The sequence below is a fragment of the Litoreibacter janthinus genome, assembly GCF_900111945.1.
Lineage (GTDB): Bacteria > Pseudomonadota > Alphaproteobacteria > Rhodobacterales > Rhodobacteraceae > Litoreibacter > Litoreibacter janthinus.
Genome location: NZ_FOYO01000001.1, coordinates 3433618 through 3454084 on the forward strand (window position 1 = coordinate 3433618; position 20467 = coordinate 3454084).

General features: G+C 58.5%; 17 protein-coding genes. 6 read left to right on the forward strand and 11 right to left on the reverse strand.

What is annotated here, in order from left to right:
• Positions 1–14: 14 nt before the first annotated feature.
• The 4 genes from BM352_RS17235 to BM352_RS17250 all read right to left on the reverse strand — a co-directional run bounded on the left by BM352_RS17235 (position 15) and on the right by BM352_RS17250 (position 4057).
• Positions 15–887, reverse strand: a complete 873-nt coding sequence (locus tag BM352_RS17235) for a F0F1 ATP synthase subunit gamma (RefSeq protein WP_090219386.1) — start codon at positions 885–887, stop codon at positions 15–17.
• 15 nt (positions 888–902) lie between these two features.
• A complete protein-coding gene (atpA, locus tag BM352_RS17240) occupies positions 903–2441 on the reverse strand; it encodes a F0F1 ATP synthase subunit alpha (protein ID WP_090219388.1) in 1539 nt (512 codons plus the stop codon).
• A gap of 1 nt (position 2442) precedes the next feature.
• Entirely contained in the window at positions 2443–3009 is a 567-nt protein-coding gene (locus BM352_RS17245; protein ID WP_090219390.1) for a F0F1 ATP synthase subunit delta, read from the reverse strand.
• Between the two features lie 247 nt (positions 3010–3256).
• On the reverse strand, positions 3257–4057 hold the full coding sequence (locus tag BM352_RS17250) for a class I SAM-dependent methyltransferase (protein WP_139229868.1): 801 nt from the start codon (positions 4055–4057) through the stop codon (positions 3257–3259).
• Between the two features lie 257 nt (positions 4058–4314).
• Between BM352_RS17250 and clpA the strand changes: the two genes are divergently transcribed.
• Positions 4315–6648, forward strand: a complete 2334-nt coding sequence (clpA, locus tag BM352_RS17255) for an ATP-dependent Clp protease ATP-binding subunit ClpA (RefSeq protein WP_090219392.1) — start codon at positions 4315–4317, stop codon at positions 6646–6648.
• Complete coding sequence (locus tag BM352_RS17260) at positions 6648–7619, forward strand: M23 family metallopeptidase (RefSeq protein WP_090219395.1); 972 nt, start codon at positions 6648–6650, stop codon at positions 7617–7619. Before clpA ends, BM352_RS17260 begins: the two co-directional genes overlap by 1 nt.
• On the opposite strand, the gene BM352_RS17265 is transcribed toward BM352_RS17260, so the two are convergent.
• From BM352_RS17265 to BM352_RS17275, 3 genes are all read right to left on the reverse strand, one after another.
• Positions 7606–9480: a peptidoglycan -binding protein gene (locus BM352_RS17265; protein ID WP_090219397.1), complete on the reverse strand. Its 1875-nt coding sequence runs from the start codon at positions 9478–9480 to the stop codon at positions 7606–7608. The genes BM352_RS17260 and BM352_RS17265 overlap by 14 nt on opposite strands.
• 4 nt (positions 9481–9484) lie before the next feature.
• Positions 9485–10699, reverse strand: coding sequence for a biopolymer transporter ExbB (locus BM352_RS17270; protein WP_090219399.1), 1215 nt, complete (start codon positions 10697–10699; stop codon positions 9485–9487).
• 81 nt (positions 10700–10780) lie between these two features.
• Positions 10781–11323, reverse strand: a complete 543-nt coding sequence (locus BM352_RS17275; RefSeq protein ID WP_425434544.1) for a gamma-glutamylcyclotransferase — start codon at positions 11321–11323, stop codon at positions 10781–10783.
• 62 nt (positions 11324–11385) lie between these two features.
• On the opposite strand from BM352_RS17275, the gene BM352_RS17280 reads away from it, so the two are divergent.
• Positions 11386–12387: a DUF2125 domain-containing protein gene (locus BM352_RS17280; protein ID WP_090219401.1), complete on the forward strand. Its 1002-nt coding sequence runs from the start codon at positions 11386–11388 to the stop codon at positions 12385–12387.
• On the opposite strand, the gene BM352_RS17285 is transcribed toward BM352_RS17280, so the two are convergent.
• From BM352_RS17285 to BM352_RS17300, 4 genes are all read right to left on the reverse strand, one after another.
• Positions 12384–13235, reverse strand: coding sequence for an extensin-like domain-containing protein (locus BM352_RS17285; protein WP_090219404.1), 852 nt, complete (start codon positions 13233–13235; stop codon positions 12384–12386). The genes BM352_RS17280 and BM352_RS17285 overlap by 4 nt on opposite strands.
• The gene (locus BM352_RS17290) at positions 13232–14146 is read right to left on the reverse strand and encodes a prephenate/arogenate dehydrogenase family protein (RefSeq protein ID WP_090219406.1); all 915 of its coding nucleotides are present in this window, start codon (positions 14144–14146) and stop codon (positions 13232–13234) included. Before BM352_RS17290 ends, BM352_RS17285 begins: the two co-directional genes overlap by 4 nt.
• Entirely contained in the window at positions 14147–15217 is a 1071-nt protein-coding gene (gene hisC, locus BM352_RS17295; RefSeq protein ID WP_090220398.1) for a histidinol-phosphate transaminase, read from the reverse strand. It lies immediately after the preceding gene.
• A gap of 106 nt (positions 15218–15323) precedes the next feature.
• On the reverse strand, positions 15324–17501 hold the full coding sequence (locus BM352_RS17300) for a primosomal protein N' (protein ID WP_090219408.1): 2178 nt from the start codon (positions 17499–17501) through the stop codon (positions 15324–15326).
• Between the two features lie 88 nt (positions 17502–17589).
• Between BM352_RS17300 and fsa the strand changes: the two genes are divergently transcribed.
• The 3 genes from fsa to BM352_RS17315 all read left to right on the forward strand — a co-directional run bounded on the left by fsa (position 17590) and on the right by BM352_RS17315 (position 20274).
• Positions 17590–18243: a fructose-6-phosphate aldolase gene (gene fsa / locus BM352_RS17305; RefSeq protein ID WP_090219410.1), complete on the forward strand. Its 654-nt coding sequence runs from the start codon at positions 17590–17592 to the stop codon at positions 18241–18243.
• 72 nt (positions 18244–18315) lie between these two features.
• Complete coding sequence (locus tag BM352_RS17310) at positions 18316–19272, forward strand: DUF808 domain-containing protein (RefSeq protein ID WP_090219412.1); 957 nt, start codon at positions 18316–18318, stop codon at positions 19270–19272.
• A 54-nt stretch (positions 19273–19326) separates the two neighbouring features.
• Entirely contained in the window at positions 19327–20274 is a 948-nt protein-coding gene (locus BM352_RS17315) for a DMT family transporter (RefSeq protein ID WP_090219414.1), read from the forward strand.
• Positions 20275–20467 lie beyond the last annotated feature (193 nt).

Here is a 20467-nt window from a genome sequence, read left to right on the forward strand (position 1 = left end):
GAGGTTCTCCGGGTCTAGAGCGCTTCAGCGCCCGAAATGATTTCAATAAGCTCGTTGGTGATCACAGCCTGACGTGAGCGGTTATACTGGATTGTCAGTTTGTCGATCATCTCGCCTGCGTTGCGGGTGGCGTTGTCCATAGCGGACATCCGGGCACCCTGCTCCGAAGCGCCGTTTTCCAACAGAGCCGAGAAGATTTGCGTGGCAACTGCGCGCGGCAGCAAGTCGGTCAAGATACCTTCCTCGCTTGGCTCGTAGTCATAGAGCGTGCTCTCCTCGCCGGTATCAACGTCGCTGAAGTCGGCTGGGATGATCTGGTGCTCTGTGGGGGTCTGGCTGATGACGGACTGGAAGCTCGAATAGAAGATCTTCGCGACGTCAAATTCGCCAGCATCAAAGCGCGTCAGCAAGTCCTGAGCGATGCCAGCAGCATCGTCATAGCCCAGCTTCTTCACGCCTGACAGGTCCACATGGCCGATGAAATGGGCGCTAAAATCACGTTTCAGCGCCTCTCGGCCTTTTTTGCCAACGGTGAGAATTTTCACCGTCTTGCCTTCAGCGAGCAGTTTGTTTGCAGCCGAACGCGCCAGTTTAGCGATGTTGCCGTTGAAGCCGCCGCACAGGCCGCGTTCTGCAGTCATTACGACCAGCAGGTGCGTCTGGTTGGAGCCGTTCCCGACCAGCAACTTAGGGCCGCTGTCGCCGGAAACGCCACTGGCCAACTGCGCCATAACGGCATTGAACCGTTCAGCGTAAGGACGACCAGCCTCCGCCGCTTCCTGCGCACGGCGCAGTTTTGCGGCGGCGACCATTTGCATCGCCTTGGTGATCTTGCGGGTCGATTTGACCGACTCGATCCGGTTTTTAAGGTCCTTGAGGTTTGGCATCTGCCTAAGCCCCCCTTATGCGAAGTCTGCGGCGAACGCGTCGATAGCAGCTTTGATCTTGTCTTCAGCTTCACCTTTGATCTTGGGATCTTCTTTGGTGATGAAGTCCAGAACGTCGGATGCTTTGCCACGCATGTGGGCCAGCAGACCAGCTTCGAAACGACCAACGTCGGAGACGGCGATCTTGTCGAGGTAGCCTTTGGTGCCTGCATAGATGACGCAAACGATTTCAGCGTTGGTCAGTGGCGAATACTGAGGCTGTTTCATCAGCTCGGTCAGTCGCGCACCACGGTTCAACAGCTGCTGGGTCGCTGCATCCAGATCGGAGCCGAACTGAGCGAAGGCCGCCATCTCGCGATACTGAGCCAATTCCAGCTTAACCGGACCGGCAACAGACTTCATCGAGTTGGTCTGAGCGGAGGAGCCCACACGAGACACCGACAGACCGGTGTTCACCGCGGGACGGATACCTTGGTAGAACAGCTCTGTTTCCAAGAAGATCTGACCGTCGGTGATCGAAATCACGTTGGTCGGAATAAACGCGGACACGTCGCCACCTTGGGTCTCAATGATCGGCAGAGCCGTCAGGGAGCCGGAACCGTTGTCTTCGTTCAGTTTGCACGACCGCTCCAACAGGCGGGAGTGAAGGTAGAAAACGTCGCCAGGGTAAGCTTCACGCCCTGGTGGGCGGCGCAGCAGCAGCGACATCTGACGGTAAGACACAGCCTGTTTGGTCAAGTCATCATAAACGATCAGCGCGTGGCGGCCGTTGTCACGGAAGTGCTCGGCCATCGCGGTTGCGGCGTAAGGTGCCAAGAACTGCATTGGAGCCGGGTCGGATGCGGTCGCAGCCACTACGATCGAATAGTCGATCGCGCCGGATTCTTCGAGCTTCTTGACCAGCTGCGCCACAGTGGAGCGCTTCTGACCGATAGCAACGTAGACGCAGTAGAGTTTCTTGCTTTCATCGTCGCCGGCGGCGTCGTTGTAAGACTTCTGGTTCAGGATCGTGTCGAGCGCGATCGCTGTTTTACCGATCTGACGGTCACCGATGATCAATTCGCGCTGGCCACGGCCAACTGGGATCATGGCGTCCACGGATTTCAGACCAGTCGCCATTGGCTCGTGAACCGATTTGCGTGGGATAATGCCGGGGGCTTTCTGGTCAGCCACTGCGCGGTTTTTGGTTTTGATCGGGCCCTTGCCGTCCAGCGGGTTGCCCAGACCGTCAACAACACGACCCAGCAATTCGTCACCGGCAGGAACGTCCACGATGGAGTTCGTGCGCTTGACGGTGTCGCCTTCTTTGATGTCGCGGTCGGAGCCGAAGATAACCACACCGACGTTGTCGCTCTCGAGGTTCAGGGCCATACCCTGAATACCACCGGGGAATTCGACCATTTCGCCAGCCTGGCAATTGTCGAGGCCGTACACGCGGGCGATACCATCGCCGACGCTCAACACGCGGCCAACTTCGGCCACTTCAACTTCTTTACCGAAGTTCTTGATCTGGTCCTTCAGGATCGCAGAGATTTCTGCAGCTTGGATCGCCATGTTATCCGACCTCTTTCATGGAATTCTGGAGGGAGGCGAGCTTCGAGCGGATCGAGGTATCGATCATCTTGGAGCCCACTTTTACAATAAGACCGCCAATGAGGCTTTCATCGACGGCCATTTTGATTTTCACATCTTTGCCAACAGCCTCTTTCAGCGTCTTGGCAAGTTTGTCTTGTTGCGCCTTGGTCATTGCCTTGGCGGCGGTAACGTCAGCGGTGACTTCGCCATTTTCGTCAGCGATCAACCCGCGCAGACACGCGACGAGCTGAGGCAACACGAAAAGGCGGCGTTTGCCGGCCATCAGGCTCAGCGTATTGGCCACCACTGGCGAAAGTTTCATTTTCTTGGCGATTGCCTCGACGGCGTTCGCCTGCTGCTCACGAGAATACAGCGGCGACGCGATCAGGTCGCGGAAATCAGCACTTTCGGCCAGTGCGGCATCCAGAGTGTCGACGTCGGTTTCCAACGCCTTCAGCTTCTTGCCTTCTTTGGCCAACTCAAACACGGCGGTCGCATAGCGTCCGGCGATGCCTGTGGAGATCGAGACTGGTTCGGACACGTCCACCCTTCCGATAACGAGGCCAGCAAACTCAAGCGAAGTCCTACTAGGCCGTTGCAAGAAAGGCCGCGCACCCCGCGGCCTTCAAAATCAGTGGTGATCTAGCAAAGCGGTGTGCTTACCGCAACAGGGAAGGCCAATATAAAAGTGTATTAGAATACCGCCGCATACCCTTGATTTGTTGGCGATCTCGCATTTTCAGTTAAGGGTGCGACCGATTGAAGCCGCATTATTTGGACCCTCTTGACCAAAATTAGGTGCTTTTCTGCGCCGAGTCACCCGAAACTGCGCTTGCTATCCGCTGCGTGACGCCACGACCTGCAACAGGATTCGCGGCCCCTTCCAAGACCCGAAGCGGCGCGCGCACGTCAACGGTGAGCCCCTTTTTCTTCGGCGCGTAGACCTGCTTGCTTGCCTCAACGATCAAAACACCACCGGCAAAATACGACGACACCTTGCCCCCGATGCGTTCTAGGCTGCTGGACCACTTCAACCAGACCTTGCGCTGGCTGGGTGGCGCGAACAACGCCGCGCGGTGCCGCTCCGGCGTAAACGAATGGCGCTTCAGCTGCGCCTCAAGCTGGGTCAAGGAGTAAGGCCGGCCAAACCCAAATGGCGTGGCATCGCGGCGGGACCAAAGCCCAGCACGGTTGGGGACAACAAACAGCGCCCGCCCGCCGGGGCCCAACACCCTGAAGCATTCCTCCAGCAGCGCCGTGGGGTTCTCGGACGTCTCCAGCCCATGCAAAAGCACCAAGCGATCCGCCTGCCCCGTCTGTAGGGGCCATAGAGTTTCCTCGCACAGCACTGACATATTACCCTGCCCAGCTGGCCAGTGCATGACGCCTTGCGGCCCCGGCATTAGGGCGATCACACGGCGCGCTTCGCCAATAAACGGGCGCAGCAAAGGCGCTGCAAAGCCATACCCAACAACTGTCTGCCCCTTGGTGTCGGGCCAAAAATCACGCACTTGATCACGCACCGCGCGTTGCGCCACACGGCCAAGGCCTGTGCGGTAGTAGAACTTCTTCAGATCCTGAACATCCAGATGCATCAGCATTCCCTTTGCGCGTCACATCACATTGCATCTCTTTTGTGCACTTGCAAAGCCGTCGGCGCGTCTTACCTGAAGAACAACAGCTGGTTTACCCACCAGTGCAATCCTCTCTTTCTTTTCGGGTCAATCACGCCCATTGTGAAAAGAAAAGACTTGAAGCTTGGCGATTTAAACCGAACTGTAAGGTCTAAGAGGCAATGGTAGAGACCGGGTCCTCAACCCGGAACCTGCCCTCGATAAAAAAGGAGCATAGGGTGCCGTCATTCTCTGACACTCTCGAAAAGGCCATTCATTCTGCTTTGGCGCAGGCAAACACTCATCGCCACGAACTCGCCACCCTAGAGCACCTTCTCTTGGCGTTGATCGATGAACCAGACGCAGCGAAGGTGATGAACGCCTGTGGTGTGGATTTGGACATCCTGCGATCGACTTTGGTCGAATTCATCGAGGATGAACTGTCTACACTTGTTACAGATGTCGAAGGCTCAGAAGCCGTACCCACGGCCGCCTTCCAACGCGTCATTCAGCGCGCAGCTATTCACGTCCAGTCGTCGGGTCGCACCGAAGTTACCGGCGCGAACGTGCTTGTCGCCATTTTTGCAGAACGTGAAAGCAACGCCGCTTTCTTCCTGCAAGAGCAAGACATGACGCGCTACGACGCGGTCAATTTCATTGCCCATGGCGTCGCAAAAGATCCCAACTTCGGAGAGGCCCGCCCCATCACAGGTGCGACAGACTTTGATGAAGACGCTGCATCCGACGCGAATGAAGTGGAGAGTGACGGCAAGGAATCCGCGCTGGCCAAATACTGTGTCGACTTGAACGCCAAATCCATGAAAGGCGACGTGGACCCGCTGATTGGTCGTGCCGAAGAGGTTGAACGCTGCATTCAAGTGCTGTGCCGCCGTCGCAAGAACAACCCGCTTCTGGTGGGCGATCCCGGTGTGGGAAAAACGGCCATCGCCGAAGGTCTGGCCCATAAAATCGTTGCTGGTGAGACACCTGATGTCTTGGCTGGGGCAACGATCTATTCACTCGACATGGGCGCCTTGCTGGCAGGAACACGTTATCGCGGCGACTTCGAGGAACGGCTGAAGGCCGTTATGACCGAGATGGAAGAACATCCCGATGCAGTTCTGTTCATCGACGAAATTCACACAGTTATCGGTGCCGGTGCAACATCGGGCGGCGCAATGGACGCGTCCAACCTTCTGAAGCCTGCCCTTCAGGGCGGCAAGCTGCGCTGCATGGGCTCAACCACGTACAAAGAGTTCCGTCAGCATTTCGAAAAAGACCGCGCCCTGTCGCGTCGTTTCCAGAAAATTGACGTGAATGAGCCATCGGTCGATGACGCGATCAAGATCCTCAAGGGGCTGAAACCCTATTTCGAGGAGCATCACGACATCAAATACACCACCGACGCGATCAAGTCGGCGGTGGAGCTGTCCGCCCGCTATATCCACGATCGCAAGCTGCCAGATAAGGCGATCGATGTGATCGACGAAGCAGGCGCCGCGCAGCATCTGGTGTCCGAAAGCAAACGCCGCAAAACAATCGGTGCAAAGGAAATCGAAGCCGTCGTGGCTAAGATTGCCCGTATCCCGCCGAAAAACGTTTCCAAAGACGACGCGGCAGTGCTGAAAGATCTGGAGAAAGCGCTCAAACGCGTGGTCTTCGGTCAGGATGCTGCGATCGAGGCGCTATCTTCGGCGATCAAGCTGGCCCGTGCGGGACTGCGCGAACCGGAGAAACCCATCGGCAACTACCTGTTCGCAGGCCCAACCGGTGTCGGTAAAACCGAGGTCGCCAAACAGTTGGCCAGCACTCTGGGTGTGGAGCTTCTGCGTTTCGACATGTCTGAATACATGGAAAAGCACGCGGTCTCCCGACTGATCGGCGCGCCTCCCGGCTATGTCGGGTTTGACCAAGGTGGCATGCTGACCGACCAAGTGGACCAGCACCCACACTGTGTGCTGCTGCTTGACGAGATGGAGAAAGCCCACCCGGACGTCTACAACATCCTCTTGCAGGTGATGGATAACGGCAAGCTGACCGACCATAACGGCCGGACAGTGGACTTCCGAAACGTGATCTTGATCATGACTTCTAACGCGGGTGCCATGGAGATGTCCAAATCGGCCATCGGATTTGGCCGTGATCGCCGCGAAGGTGAGGACACCGCAGCAATCGAGCGGACGTTCACACCGGAATTCCGCAACCGTTTGGACGCTGTGATCAGCTTCGCCCCACTTGGCAAACAGATCATCACACGTGTGGTTGAGAAATTCGTGCTGCAACTCGAAGCGCAGCTGATGGATCGCAACGTGACGATCGAGCTGACTCCAGCCGCGGCCGAATGGCTCGGCGACAAGGGTTACGACGACAAGATGGGGGCACGTCCGCTGGGCCGCGTCATCCAGGAGCACATCAAGAAGCCACTGGCCGAGGAATTGCTGTTCGGCAAACTTGCCAAAGGCGGTGTGGTCAAGGTCGGCGTCAAGAAGGGTAAGATCGATCTCACGATCCTCGAACCCGAAGCTGCACGGATCACGTCCAAGAAGAAGCCACCGCTGCTCACCGCTGAGTAATGCGCACGCCTCTTTTGGCTTTGTCATTGATCGCTTTCGCGGCCCCCGTGGCCGCGAAAGATCCATTATTCTCACTGCCCATTGATTGCGATCTGGGCGAGACCTGTTTCATCCAAAATTACGTTGATGTTGATCCGTCTGAGGCGCATCTTGATGCGTTCTGCGGCCCCCTCAGCTATGACGGCCACAAAGGCACCGACATTCGCCTGATCTCGCTGGCGGATATGGAGGCCGGGGTCGCCGTCCTCGCCGCGGCCCCCGGCACCGTCCGCGCCATCCGCGACGGCATGGCCGACATCGCCTCCAGCGCCCCGAATGCCCCCGACTTAGGCGGCAAAGACTGCGGCAACGGTCTCGTGATTGACCATGGCGGCGGCTGGGAAACCCAGTATTGCCACATGAAAGAAGGCTCTGTTTCCGTCGCCAAAGGCCAGCGCGTCGCTAAGGGCACGCCCTTGGGCGAGGTCGGCTTGAGCGGGCGCACAGAGTTCCCCCATATCCACATGTCGATCCGCCAAGACGGCGAGGTCATCGACCCCTTCGCGCTTGACGCCACTCCGGGCAAATGCAATGCGTCCAAAAAGACACTCTGGGAAGACCCGATCCCCTATCAGCCCGGCGGCTTGCTGGACGCGGGCTTCGCCGGAAACGTGCCGGATTTCGCCCAAATCAAGGCCGGTATGGACGACCCCGCCGCCCTTAGCCCCGAAGTGGCGGGCCTGGTCCTTTGGGGCTACGCCTTCGGCACTCAAACGGGCGACGTGATGGAATTCAACATCAAAGGCCCAGATGGTTGGCGGCATGACCAGTTGGTTGAGTTCCGCAAGAACCAAGCCCAGTTGTTCCGCGCCTCTGGCCGAAAGCAGCCAGAAGGTGGCTGGCCAAACGGCGCATATATTGGCACCGTCACACTGTCGCGCGGCGACATTGTTTTGGGTCAGCAAACTCTGAGCGTCACTATTTCTCAGTGAGTTTCAATTCGATCCGGCGGTTTTGCGCCCGCGCCTCAGTCGTGTCCTCAGAATTGATCGGCTGGTATTCACCGAAACCGTTCGCCGCCAGCCGGTCTGGCGGGATACCGAGTTCAGTGCTCATATAGCGAACGACAGACAGTGCTCGGGCTTGGCTCAGCTCCCAGTTGTCCTTGAACTGCCCAAATCCAGACAATGGAACGTTGTCTGTGTGGCCATCGACACGGATCACCCAGTCCAGCGTGTCCGGTATGTCGCCTGCAACGCGTGACAGGATCGCGGCCACCTTGGCGACTTCGCCCCTGCCCGCCTGCGATAAGACCGCTTGTCCCGGTTGAAACAGGACTTCCGACGAGAAGACGAAGCGGTCGCCTTCAATGCGAATTCCGTCCTGATTGCCCAGCAACGCGCGCAATTGGCCGAAGAATTCGGAGCGATAGTTTTTTAGCTCTTTGGCTTCTGCTTCCAGCCGCACCCGTTCTGCTTCTTCCAGCTTCGCGCGCGCGCGCTGTTCCGAGGCGACCAAAGCCAAGGCCGAATTCAACTCGGATCCGAGATTTTGCACCTGAACGTCGGACGCTTCACGACGCGCATCGGTTTCATCAAGGATGGATTGCAACGATCCCAACTGGGACCGCAAAGCTGCCACCTGTTGGTTCAGTGCCTCGACGCGGCGTTGGCTTTCGAGGCTGATCGCCTTCTCGTCCGCAAGCTCGGTGCGGGCCGCAGCCAGAAGCGCCGCGCGCTGTTCGGCCTCGCTCAGTGCCTCCCCCGTACCTGCTTCTGCCGCGACCTTGGCCGCGAGGGCCGCGACGAGTTGGCGACGCAACTCTTCTTGATCCGCTTGGGTTTGCGCCAGACTGGCGCCCGTTTCGGCCTGCGCCGTCAAAGCGGCAGCGAGTTCTGCCCGCAACGCATCCTCAGCGGCGGTTGAGGCCTCTAGGTTAGCGCTGGCTTGCACCTGAGCCGCCAACGCTGCCGCAAGCTTGTCATCAAGGCTTTCCTCGGATGCCTTCACGGACAAAAGCTCCTCCTGAAGCGTTTTTTCTGCGGCGCGCGCGGCGGCCAGAAGCGTGAGCGTGTCTTCAGCGTCTTTGCGTTGGGCCTCCAAGGCCAAGGTCATCGCGGTCAATTCGGCATCCGCATTTTGCAGGCGGTCACGTAAGGCTTGAGCCGCAGCAGCATCGACCAGCTTTGCGGCTGCGGCGGCGCTGATGGCTTCGGCCTGCTCGTTGGTTTGTGTTTCCAAATCCGCGACCAATGCTTCCAACGCTTCGCGTCGTGCTGCCGCCAAGCGCGCCGTTTCTTCACTTTCGCTTATTTCCTGACGGGCGGAGGCCAACGCCAATTGCGCAGCTTCTTTCTCGGAAATCTCAAGGGCCAAGCCTGCCTCAATATCTTCGATCCGCGCGCTAAGTCCGGCAACCCGAGTTTCCGATGCTTCCAAGTCACCGGAAAGCGCTGCCACTTGGCCTTGAAGCCCTTCGCGGTCGCGCAAGAGCCCTGCCACCTGTTCCTCAAAACTGGCGATCCGCCCGGCCTGCGATTGGTTCTGCGACGACAGAGAAGCGATCAATGCGGCTTGCTGCGCCTTCTCGGCATCCAGCTTGGTGATGTCTTCTTCAAGTCCGAAATTGCGTTGTTGCTCCAACCCCAATGCCTGCGCCAAAGAGGCGACCTCACCCGTAAGCTGATCCAGTTCGCTGTCTTGCGTGGTGATGGTTTCGCTCAGCATGAATTGCACGATCATGAAAATCGACAGAACGAACACCAACACCAAAAGCAGTGCGGTCATTGCATCAACGAACCCTGGCCAGATGTTGGCCTCGAACCTTTGGCCGTTGCGACGAGACAGCGCCATGCGGCTACTCCCCCTGCTCGCGGTCCGGCAGTCTTCGGGTGTTTGACGGGCGACGCTCCCGCGTCAGCTGGCGCACAGCTTGCGTGACTTGCGTGAGATCCCCGTGCAGTTGAGACATGCTTTCTTGACGTCCCGACGACATCTCTTCGAGAATTTTCAGCAACTGCACATCAATGGAGCGGAGCCTCATTCGGCTTTCTGGATCGACGCCATCCTCGTTCGTCTCCGAAAGCTTGGCGAGCAGCCGCTCCTGCCCATCGGCCACGCGGTTCAGTGCTTCGGTAGGATCAATCGTCATATCCAACCGGTCGGTCAAATGCCGCAGAGAATTTGTTAAACCATCGAGCTTCTCAGAAGTTGCAGAGCGGCTGGCTTCGCCTTGCACAAACAACCCCTGAAGGCTGTCGATCTGCTCTACCATGTGGTCCAGAACGGTGGCGACAACGCCTTGATCGAACGCACCGCCGCCTTCGCCCTCGCCCGAGGAAAAACCCACACGTGTGATGGTAGAGAGCCACTCTTCCATTTCGCGGTAGAAGCGGTTTTGCCCGTGGCCTGCAAACAGTTCCAGCAACCCGACGACCAACGACCCGGCAAGGCCCAGCAGCGACGATGCGAACGCAGTGCCCATACCGGCAAGCTGGCCTTCCAGCCCCGTCATCAGTTGACCAAAAACTTTTGCGCCGCTTTCACCTTCTTTGACGTTCAAAGAGCGAATGGTATCGACCACGCCGGGGATCGTGGTGGCCAAGCCGTAGAATGTGCCCAGCAATCCCAGAAAAATGAGAAGGTTGACGATGTAGCGCGTGATGTCACGGGCTTCGTCCATCCGCGTTGCCACAGAATCCAGGATGGTGCGCGCGGAGCCAGAGCTGATCTGCATCCGTGCGCCCCGCGATCGCAGCAAACCTGCGAGCGACGCTAACAAGCGCGGGGCACGAAACGCGTCATGGTCTGCGCGATCCTGCGCAAAGCTCTCGATCCATGACACGGACGAAATCAGCTGCAGAACCTGCCAGTAACACGCCAGAACACCGATTACGAAGACGGTGAAAATAACGCCATTCAGATAAGGACTAGACAAGAAAACCGGAGAGACCGCCGGAAAGATCAGATAACCACCTGCGACCACAAGGGCGAGGATAACCAACATAAGAATGATCTGTCGCACAGGCTGCGTAAATTGCGGCGTGCGTTCCCGCTCGGCTCGGGTATCCATCAGGTTGGGGCCTCTGTCATGCTCGGACTTCTTTTTATGGCGGTCATGATAGGCGGGCCAAGGCGGTTTTCAAAGGAGAAACTAGCCCGCCAGCTGCCGCACTCGCGTCACGAGCCAATCCATGTCAGCGTCCTCAATCTTGAATGCATTCAACTGCTGCGCAGTATTGTAGAGGTATTCGGTGTTCGGCCCCCGCCCCCCGACGGCCGTTGCAATAACCTGCGCTTGCCGCTCCAGCTCAAGCCCACCGCAATACTGGATGTGGTCGCGTTCGATCACGTAGCACAGGCCGGGCACTTTGCGGCCGTCACGCAGTTCAAGATCATGGACCTGTTCGACATAAGCAGCGGAGACCAACTCCCGTTCGCGCAGATACTCCAGCACCCGATCACGCTCTTCATCCGCGACGCGCATTGCGACGCCCTCGCATACCGCGTCGGCTTCATCCAGAGCCAACACGAGACCGGGCTCGTCTTCCGAGCCGCGATGGTGGATCGACCACATGCAAAAGGATCTATGAAACCCAGAAAGCCGTGCCAAGACCTGCTCGGCAGGCTCGAAGCCCGGGTTCCACATCAAAGAGCCGTAGCCAAAGACCCAAAGGGGCGCAGTGTCGTTCATCATCTGGTCCTTCCATCTTCGGCCCTGTAAACAGCATCACGGGTTTCGGGAAAAGGATATTCCATATGCGCAAGCTGATCATTGTCGTGCTGGTGGCCGCCAGCGCATGGGCCGCCTATTGGGTGGTCGGGGCAACAGCCTCGCAGAAGGCAACCGAGGGATGGCTTGAAGCACGCCGCGCTGAGGGCTGGCAGGTTGAATATTCCGACCTCAAAGTGCGCGGCTTTCCCAACCGGTTCGACACCACCATCACCGGTATCCAACTGACCGATCCAGAAACCGGCCTGAGTTGGTCGGCGCCGTTCTTTCAGCTATTTTCACTTAGCTACCAGCCTAACCATTTGATCGCCGCTTGGCCAAACACTCAGTCTTTGGCGACGCCATTTCAAAAAATTGATATTGAAACCAATGCAATGACTGCATCACTTAAAGTTTTACCCAACAGCACGCTCGAGCTCGACAGCGCGACGATTGTGGTAGAGGCAGCGACACTGACTTCCTCCGAAGGGTGGAAAGCAGGCGCGGACAAGTTCAACGCCGCCATCCGCCGGACCGCGGGAAAGGACATGACCTACGACATCGCGGCACAGGCTGACACGGTCATTCCCGGCGATGCGTTGCGCGACATGCTGGATGCAGGTGGCACCTTGCCTGACGTCATCGAAGGTATCACCTTCGACACAGAGATCGGATTCGCACGCCCTCTCGATATTCGAGTGATTGAGCAGAACCGCCCCGATATCACAATCCTTAACATCAAGGACGCGCGCGGGACCTGGGGCGAGCTGCAATTGCGCGCCAAGGGCGATTTGACAGTTGATGCTGAGGGCTTCCCAAATGGCGAGGTTGCATTGAACGCCAGAAACTGGCGCGAAATGCTGGCCCTCGCTGTCAGCGCTGGTGCTATCCCGACAGAGGCCGCATCAGCGGCCGAACTCGGATTGGGATTTCTCGCGAAGCTTTCAGGTTCGGAAAACTCACTCGACGCACCGCTTGGTTTTTCGAACGGGCGCGTGTTTCTGGGGCCGATCCCGATCGGAACAGCCCCATCGCTAAACCTGCGTTAACGGCAATAGGTGCCCGAACGATACCGCGCGGTGTCGAAGTGGAAGTGGTCCTGATGAAAGCGGTTGGCATTCGGGCCAAGCACCGTTCCAAAAGGACCGCAGGCTGCCTTATGCATTCTCTTCAGTGCGGGCCCGTTCTGCGCACTGCGCCATCCCTTTAGGACAGTCATCGAAGAGCCGTCCTTCAAGTTGATTGCTGCGATGTCCACCGCACGACCGCGGCCATGCTCGGAGACTTTCGCACCTTTCTGGTTGTTGCGGGTCCGGCAGGCGTAATGCGCCACAACCTGTATCGACTTCACACCGCCACCCCTGCGCCCTACCGCCGGCTTCACACCGTTTTCCACCCAGCTCCTCAAGGCTTTGGCGGTATTGCAGTCGATCTTGGCATGTTGTGTCAGTGCGACACCGGACACCTCGGTTACCTTCACCCCATTGTTCAGCCCGCACCCATTAAGCTTTGCGGGGATTGGACCGATCTTTTCTCCCCGGATGTTCGGATCGCCGCAGACAGACCCTTGCAGCCCCTTGGCGACCCGCTTGGACGAAGCGGTGTTTTTCGATGAAGCACGCGCGCGCGTCCCTGGCTTTTTGTTGAAGGCCTGCTTCAATTGCTGGCCGAATGTGTTGGGCTTCGCATTGGTAGAAGATTGGCGCGTCGTCTTCCCGCCGCGAGAGACCGGCCGGAGCGAACGCCTAGGCGCCAGTTGCGATTGCGAGACTTCAACGATGATCGCGCGGTCCGGTGCCTGCGGGACCGGTTCACGTGGCACAGGTCGCAGAGAGGTTGACGTATTCGCCTGCGCCGCCCCAGCCAGCAGCAGCAATGCCACCACCAGCCGCTTCATTTGGCGTTCCGCCCGAAGTTCGGCACATCGATATCCTGCCCCGCCTCGATAATTCCACGCCGGATCGCGCGAGTATGAGTGAAGTAATCGTGCAAGTGCTCGCCATCACCGGTGCGGATTGCGCGCTGCAAAGCAAACAGCTCTTCAGTGAAGCGACCAAGGATTTCCAGCGTCGCCTCTTTGTTCGCCAAGAACACATCCCGCCACATCGTCGGGTCGGATGCTGCGATCCGCGTAAAATCCCGGAACCCGGCGGCAGAATATTTCACCACTTCGCTGTCTGTCACCCGCTGCAAGTCGTCAGCGACGCCCACCATCGTGTAAGCGATGAGGTGCGGCGTATGCGATGTCACAGCCAGCACCAGATCGTGGTGCGGTGCGTCCATCTCGTCGACATTCGAGCCCATTTGCTCCCAAAGGGACTTATAACGCGACAGCACCTCGGGATCGGTCCCCTCCAACGGGGTCAGCAAACACCAGCGGTTGTCGAAAAGCTCGGCAAAGCCGGAGCGCGGGCCGGACTGCTCTGTCCCTGCCAGTGGGTGCGCAGGAATGAAGTGAACGCCTGCAGGCATATGAGGGGTTACGGCTTCGATGACCGCGCCTTTGGTGGAGCCAACGTCGGACACCAATGCACCGGGCATCAAGGCAGGAGCAATCTCGGCTGCCACAGCGCCCATCGCGCCGACCGGCACGCAGAGCATCACCAAGTCTGCGCCATCAACCGCATCCAGCATGTTATCGACCACACGATCACACAGGCCAATTTCGCGCGCGACATCACGTGTCTCGGCGGAACGTGAATAGCCAACAATTTCGCCTGCCAAGCCCGCGCGTTTCATAGCATGTGCCATGGACCCCGCTATGAGGCCCAACCCGATTAGGGCGACCCGATTGTAGAGTTGTGCCATTCAGAGCACCTCCTTGATGGCCGCAATGACGCGCTTGCACGCTTCCTCGGTTCCGACGGTGATCCTTAAACAGTTGGGCAAACCGTAGCCCCCCACGAGGCGCACGATCAGCCCTTTTGACTTCAAATGGGCATCCACAGCCTCCGCTTTCGCTTGATCCTTGAAACGGGCGAGTACGAAATTCGCCTCGGAGGGATCTAGCTCGACACCCATGGCTTGCAATTTCAGGGTCATCCACTCGCGCATTCGCGCGTTCTCTTTCCGGCACCACTCGGTGTAGCCGACATCTCGCATCGCGCTTTCTGCAGCTTTCAGCGCGGGCACGCTCAGATTGAATGGGCCACGGACGCGGTTCAACGTATCGATGATTTCCTGCGGGCCATAGCCGTAGCCAATTCGCAAACCGCCAAGCCCGAAAATTTTCGAGAAGGTGCGTGTCATAAACACATTCTCGCGGGCATCCACGATCGCCTTGCCAGCGTCGAAGCCCTCAACGAACTCGGCGTAAGCCCCGTCCAGCACCAACAGGCAGCCCTCTGGGAGGCCATCGGCCAGTCGCGCGACTTCGGCCTCATCAATCATAGTGCCTGTGGGATTGTTCGGGTTGGCGATGAACACAAGCTTGGTCCGCTCAGTCACAGCTGCCAGCAACTTGTCGACATCCGTGCGCCGCTCCGTCTCTGGCGCGACAACGGGCGTCGCACCCGCGGCCAAGGCAGAGATGCGATACATCGAGAACCCGTGTTCCGTATAAAGCACCTCATCTCCGGGTGCTGCATAAGCATAGCAAATGAAGGAGATGATCTCGTCCGACCCGACGCCGCAGGTGATTTTTTGCGGGTCCATCCCCTGCACTTCGCCAATCGCGTTTCGCAGGTCTACATGGTCGGTCGAGGGATATAAATGCAGCTCTCCCGCGGCTTGGCGGAACGCATCCAAAGCCCGTTTCGACGGGCCATGCGGGTTCTCGTTGGATGACAGCTTCACCACTTCCGAGACGCCTTCGATCTTCGAGGCGCCGGATTGGTAGAGCTTAATATCCATGATCCCCGGCTGCGGCGTGATCGTCATGTCTGGCATCCCCAAAGTTCCGCCTGTTCTAACCAGCCAAAGCGGCGTTGGAAAGACGCAACCTTTGGGCGCGCGGCACGTATTTCGGTCACTGAATACTGTGGGCCTAAAAGAAGCTTTGCGGGTCAATGTCGATCTGCAACCGCAAATCGCCCTTCAAGCGCACGGGCCGGATCCATTCCGCCAACGCCCCCTGCAACGCCGCCCCTTTCGGGGCTTTCACCAGAAGCCGCACGCGGTGTCGCCCGCGAATGCGCGCAATTGGCGCGGGCGCGGGGCCGTAAACCTGCGCGCCAACTCGCTTCAGCGCGCCATCATTGCGCGCCAATGCGTTGCCCAGATCGAACACAGGTCCTACTTCCGGACCTGACAAAATAACTCCTGCCATACGCCCGTAAGGCGGCATACCGGCTTGTTCCCGCTCCGCTGCTTCGGCCTTCCAAAACGCTTCTTCATCCCCATTGAGGATTGAGGTGATGACCGGATGTTCCGGCTGGAAAGTTTGCAGCAATGCCACGCCACGTTTCTCTGCGCGCCCTGCCCGCCCTGCGACTTGGCGCATCAATTGGAATGTCTTTTCTGCTGCGCGCAGGTCGGAGCCTTGCAGCCCAAGATCGGCATCGATGACACCCACCAAGGTCAAATGCGGGAAGTTGTGCCCTTTGGCCACAAGTTGCGTGCCAATGATGATATCCGCGCCACCCTCTGCAATCGCTTCGATATGCGCTTTGAGTTCGCGCGACGTGCCATAGAGATCGGAGGACAACACCACGACGCGAGCGTCAGGGAACAGTTCGGCCAACTCTTCGCCCATCCGCTCCACACCCGGGCCGATAGGGGCCAACCGGTCCTCCGCCTCGCAGGACGGGCAGGCGGTGGGCATCGGTTTCGTTTCGCCACATTGGTGGCACATCAAGCGCTTGAGGAACCGATGCTCGACCATTCGCGCGTCGCAGTGTTCGCAGACGATTTGGTGCCCACAGGCGCGGCAAAGCGTCATTGGCGCGTAGCCACGGCGGTTCAGGAAGACCAGCGACTGCTCACCGAGTTCGATCCTTTTTGCGATCTCGTTTTGCAAGGTCGGCGACACCCAGCGTGATCCTGGAAGGTCTTCGCGGCGCATATCAATGGCGCGCATTTCGGGCAGCACCGCATCTCCAAAACGCGAGGTCAATTCGACCCGTGCGTATTTCCCAGCCTCTGCGTTGGCCCAAGTCTCCAGCGATGGCGTGGCGGAGGCCAGAACCACCTGAGCACCGCAGAGCGATGCGCGCAGAACTGTCATGTCGCGGGCGTTATACAGCACACCTTCTTCCTGCTTGTAGGAGCTGTCATGCTCTTCATCCACAACGATCAAGCCAAGATCGCGGTAGGGCAGAAACAACGCAGATCGTGCGCCGACAACCAACTCCGCGCCGCCATCCGCAACCATGCGCCAGACGCGCCGACGCTCTGTCATGGTCACGCCGGAATGCCATTCTGCGGGACGCGCGCCGAACCGGTCCTCCACACGTGTCAGAAACTCAGAGGTCAGTGCAATTTCCGGCAACAGCACCAAGGCTTGCCGCCCTTTTCGCAGGCAAGCCGCCACAGCTTCTAGATAAACCTCAGTTTTGCCCGACCCTGTGACGCCTTTCAGCAGCGTCGTGGAATAGCCATCGCGGTCCAAAGCCACCACGGCAGTTGCTTGGTCCTCGGTCAACTCTTTCCCGGGGCGGGACGGGTCCAGCCGCGCGAAAGGCAAGTCGCGGGGGCTGTCCTCTTCGCGCACGGCACCTTGCGCGGCCAAGCCTTTGACGACGGACGACCCGACACCTGCTTGCTCTGCCAATTCCTTCAGGGTGAAGGACAGCCCCCCAAACTCTTCCAGCACCGCCAGAACCTTTTCGCGGGCTGGGGTCATGCGGTCGACCTCTCCCGTGCCCATGCGAAATACTTTTCGCATCGCTGGCGGATCGCCCAGCCCCGGAGAGCGCGTCGCAAGTCGAACCATCGCACTCAGCGGTGTCAAAGTGTAAGCCCCTGCGCGGGTCAGGAATTCCTTCATCTCGTCGCGCATCGGTGGGACGTCGAGAACGCGGATGACAGAACGGATTTTGAAATAATCGAAGTCGCCTTTTCCGGGTCCCCAAACGACACCTAGCACTTTGCGCGGTCCGAGCGGGACTTCGACGAACGCCCCTAAGTGGCAGCCGCCCTCCGGGGCTTTGTAGTCGAGCATGCGGTCTAAGGGCTGGGTGGTCACGACCCCCACCAATTCGCCTTCATGGAAAAACCCGCTCACGACTGCCCCTTCACCGTTTGCTCTCACCTACAGAATTGAGGTAAAGCCACACTTAACCAGACCAAACGCCCACCGAAAGGGATTCCCCATGAAATTCTTCGTAGACACTGCCGAAATTGACGACATCAAAGAATTGAACGCATTGGGCATCGTAGACGGGGTCACCACCAACCCGTCGCTGATCGCCAAATCCGGCCGCGACATTCTCGAAGTGACTAAGGAAATCTGCGACATCGTTTCTGGCCCCGTGTCAGCCGAAGTGGTTGCACTGAACGCGGACGACATGATCGCGGAAGGCCGCAAGCTGGCGAAGATTGCCGACAACATCGCTGTGAAAGTGCCCCTGACTTGGGACGGGCTGAAAGCCTGTAACGTGCTGACAAACGAAGGCCACATGGTCAACGTGACGCTCTGCTTCTCGGCCAACCAGGCGCTGCTGGCGGCAAAGGTTGGGGCCACGTTTATCTCGCCGTTCATCGGACGTCTGGATGACTTGAACCTCGACGGCATGGAATTGATCGCCGACATCCGCGAAATCTACGACAATTACGGCTTCGAGACCGAAATTCTGGCCGCTTCCATCCGCTCTGCCAATCACATGTCGGATTGCGCCAAAGTCGGCGCAGATGTGGCTACTGCGCCACCTGCCGTGATCAAAGCGATGGCAAACCACGTTCTGACGGACAAGGGCTTGGACGGGTTCATGAAAGACGTCGCCAAGGCAAACATCAAAATCGTCTAAACGGCGCCGAAAACCTATGTTAGAAGGCCGTGTGTTCACCCCGAGCGCACGGCCTTATCTATCGGAGTATCTATGAGCGGATTACTTGCCCTCCTTGACGACGTGGCTGGCATCGCCAAAATCGCCGCAGCCTCCGTCGACGACGTCATGAGCCAGGCAACGCAAGCTGGCGCGCAAGCCGCGGGTGCGTTGATCGATGACGCGGCGGTGACACCAAAATACCTGCACGGGTTCGAGGCTTCGCGAGAATTGCCGCTGGTCTGGCGGATCGCCAAGGGGTCGCTCAAGAACAAACTGCTCTATTTGCTGCCGGTCGGCCTGTTGCTCTCCAACTTCGCACCTTGGACGATCACGCCTCTTCTAATGCTCGGCGGCGGCTATTTGTGCTTTGAAGGTGCCGAGAAGATCGCCCATCTGTTCGTTCATTCAACCCATGACGCGGATCAGCCCGCCGATATGCCCCAAGACCCTGCCCATCTTGAAGAAGAAAAAGCCGCAGGTGCAATCAAGACCGACTTCATCCTGTCGGCCGAGATCATGACCATAGCCCTTGCCGCCATCCCTGAAAGCAGTTTCGCGATGGAGGCCGCAACCCTTGTCACTGTGGCCATCGGCATAACGGCACTGGTCTACGGCTCCGTCGCGCTGATCGTGAAGGCCGACGACATAGGGTTGACCATGGCTGAGCGCGGCCGCCTGTTTGCGACACGGGCCTTGGGGCGCGGCATCGTCAAAGCCATGCCCGGCTTCTTGCAGCTTCTGCTGATCGTCGGCACCGCGGCGATGCTCTGGGTCGGTGGGTCCATTGTTATCCACGGACTGGACAGCCTCGGCTTCAGCTGGCCAGAACATATTATTCACGACGTGTCCTACGCCGCTGCCGACGCCATCGGCACCGCAAAGGGTGCGGTGCAATGGATCACCAAAGCCACCATGGACGGCATATTTGGTCTTGGGCTTGGTCTAATCCTCATCCCCATCGCAACAAAGATCTTAATCCCGACTTGGGGCAGACTACGCGGCAAGTAGCGCGGCGCAGTTTTGACGCTGGACCAACTGCGCCCCCTGTCCTAGCGTCGCCTGATGAAGCTTTCCCCAGCGGCCCTTGGCCCGATTTTTGCATCCATTGCGGTGACGCTGTTTTCGTTGAATGACGTGACCATGAAGTTCCTGTCTGGCGGCTATGCGCTGCACCAGATTGTGCTGATCCGTTCCATTGTCGGCATGGCTGTAGTGCTCTTGGTCATGGTCCCGTTCCAAGGTGGACTCACTGCCCTGAGAACCAACCGTATCGGGGCGCAGATGGCGCGCGCGGGAATGGTGTTCTTCGCCAACATGACGTTCTTTCTTGGGCTCGCAGCGCTGCCATTGGCGGACGCCGTGGCCCTGTTCTTTGTCTCGCCCTTCGTAATCACTATCTTTTCGGTCCTGTTTCTGGGTGAAGCAGTCGGGCCGCGACGCTGGGGGGCCGTGGCGGTTGGATTGATCGGCGTTTTGATTATCCTGCGCCCCGGCACTTCGGCATTCCAGCTTGCGTCCCTGTTGCCCATCGCAGCAGCATTCGGTTACGGCGGGCTGCACATCATGACCCGCTATCTGCGCAACACTGAAACCACTGTATCCATGGTGTTCTACATCCAGCTCATGTTCATTCTGGCGACTTGTGTGCTGGGGCTTGTCATGGGCGACGGGAAGTTCGCAACCACCGAAAACCCCTCGTTGGAATTTCTGTTCCGCCCTTGGGTCTGGCCGGAGACAAGCGATGTCCCGTTTATCCTTGTGCTTGGGGTGTTCGCCGCAGTTGGCGGCTACTTCATTTCCTTAGCCTATCGCACGGGCGAGGCCGCACTGGTCGCCCCGTTTGAGTACCTCGCCCTGCCCTTGTCGATTATTCTGGGAATGCTGATCTTCGATGAATGGCCCGACGCGGTCGCATGGATGGGCATTGCGCTGATCCTCACCTCTGGGCTGTATACCGTGTGGCGGGAAAACCAGCTTGCCAAGCGTCAGACGCCCAAGCGCCAAGGGTAGCGGATAGGGCGCATCCGCTGCCATTATTCTGGGCGATGACTAGCTTGGTCCCGAGTTTGTTTGTTGCGGAGGGGTGCGACGCAACTTGCGGGTTCATAACAGGGGTGAATCAGATTTGTGACACGCAACGCTCTTGGACATTCTGAGCGTGGAAAAAGCGAAACCCTTGGGCTATAGTCCCGCAAACCAACGC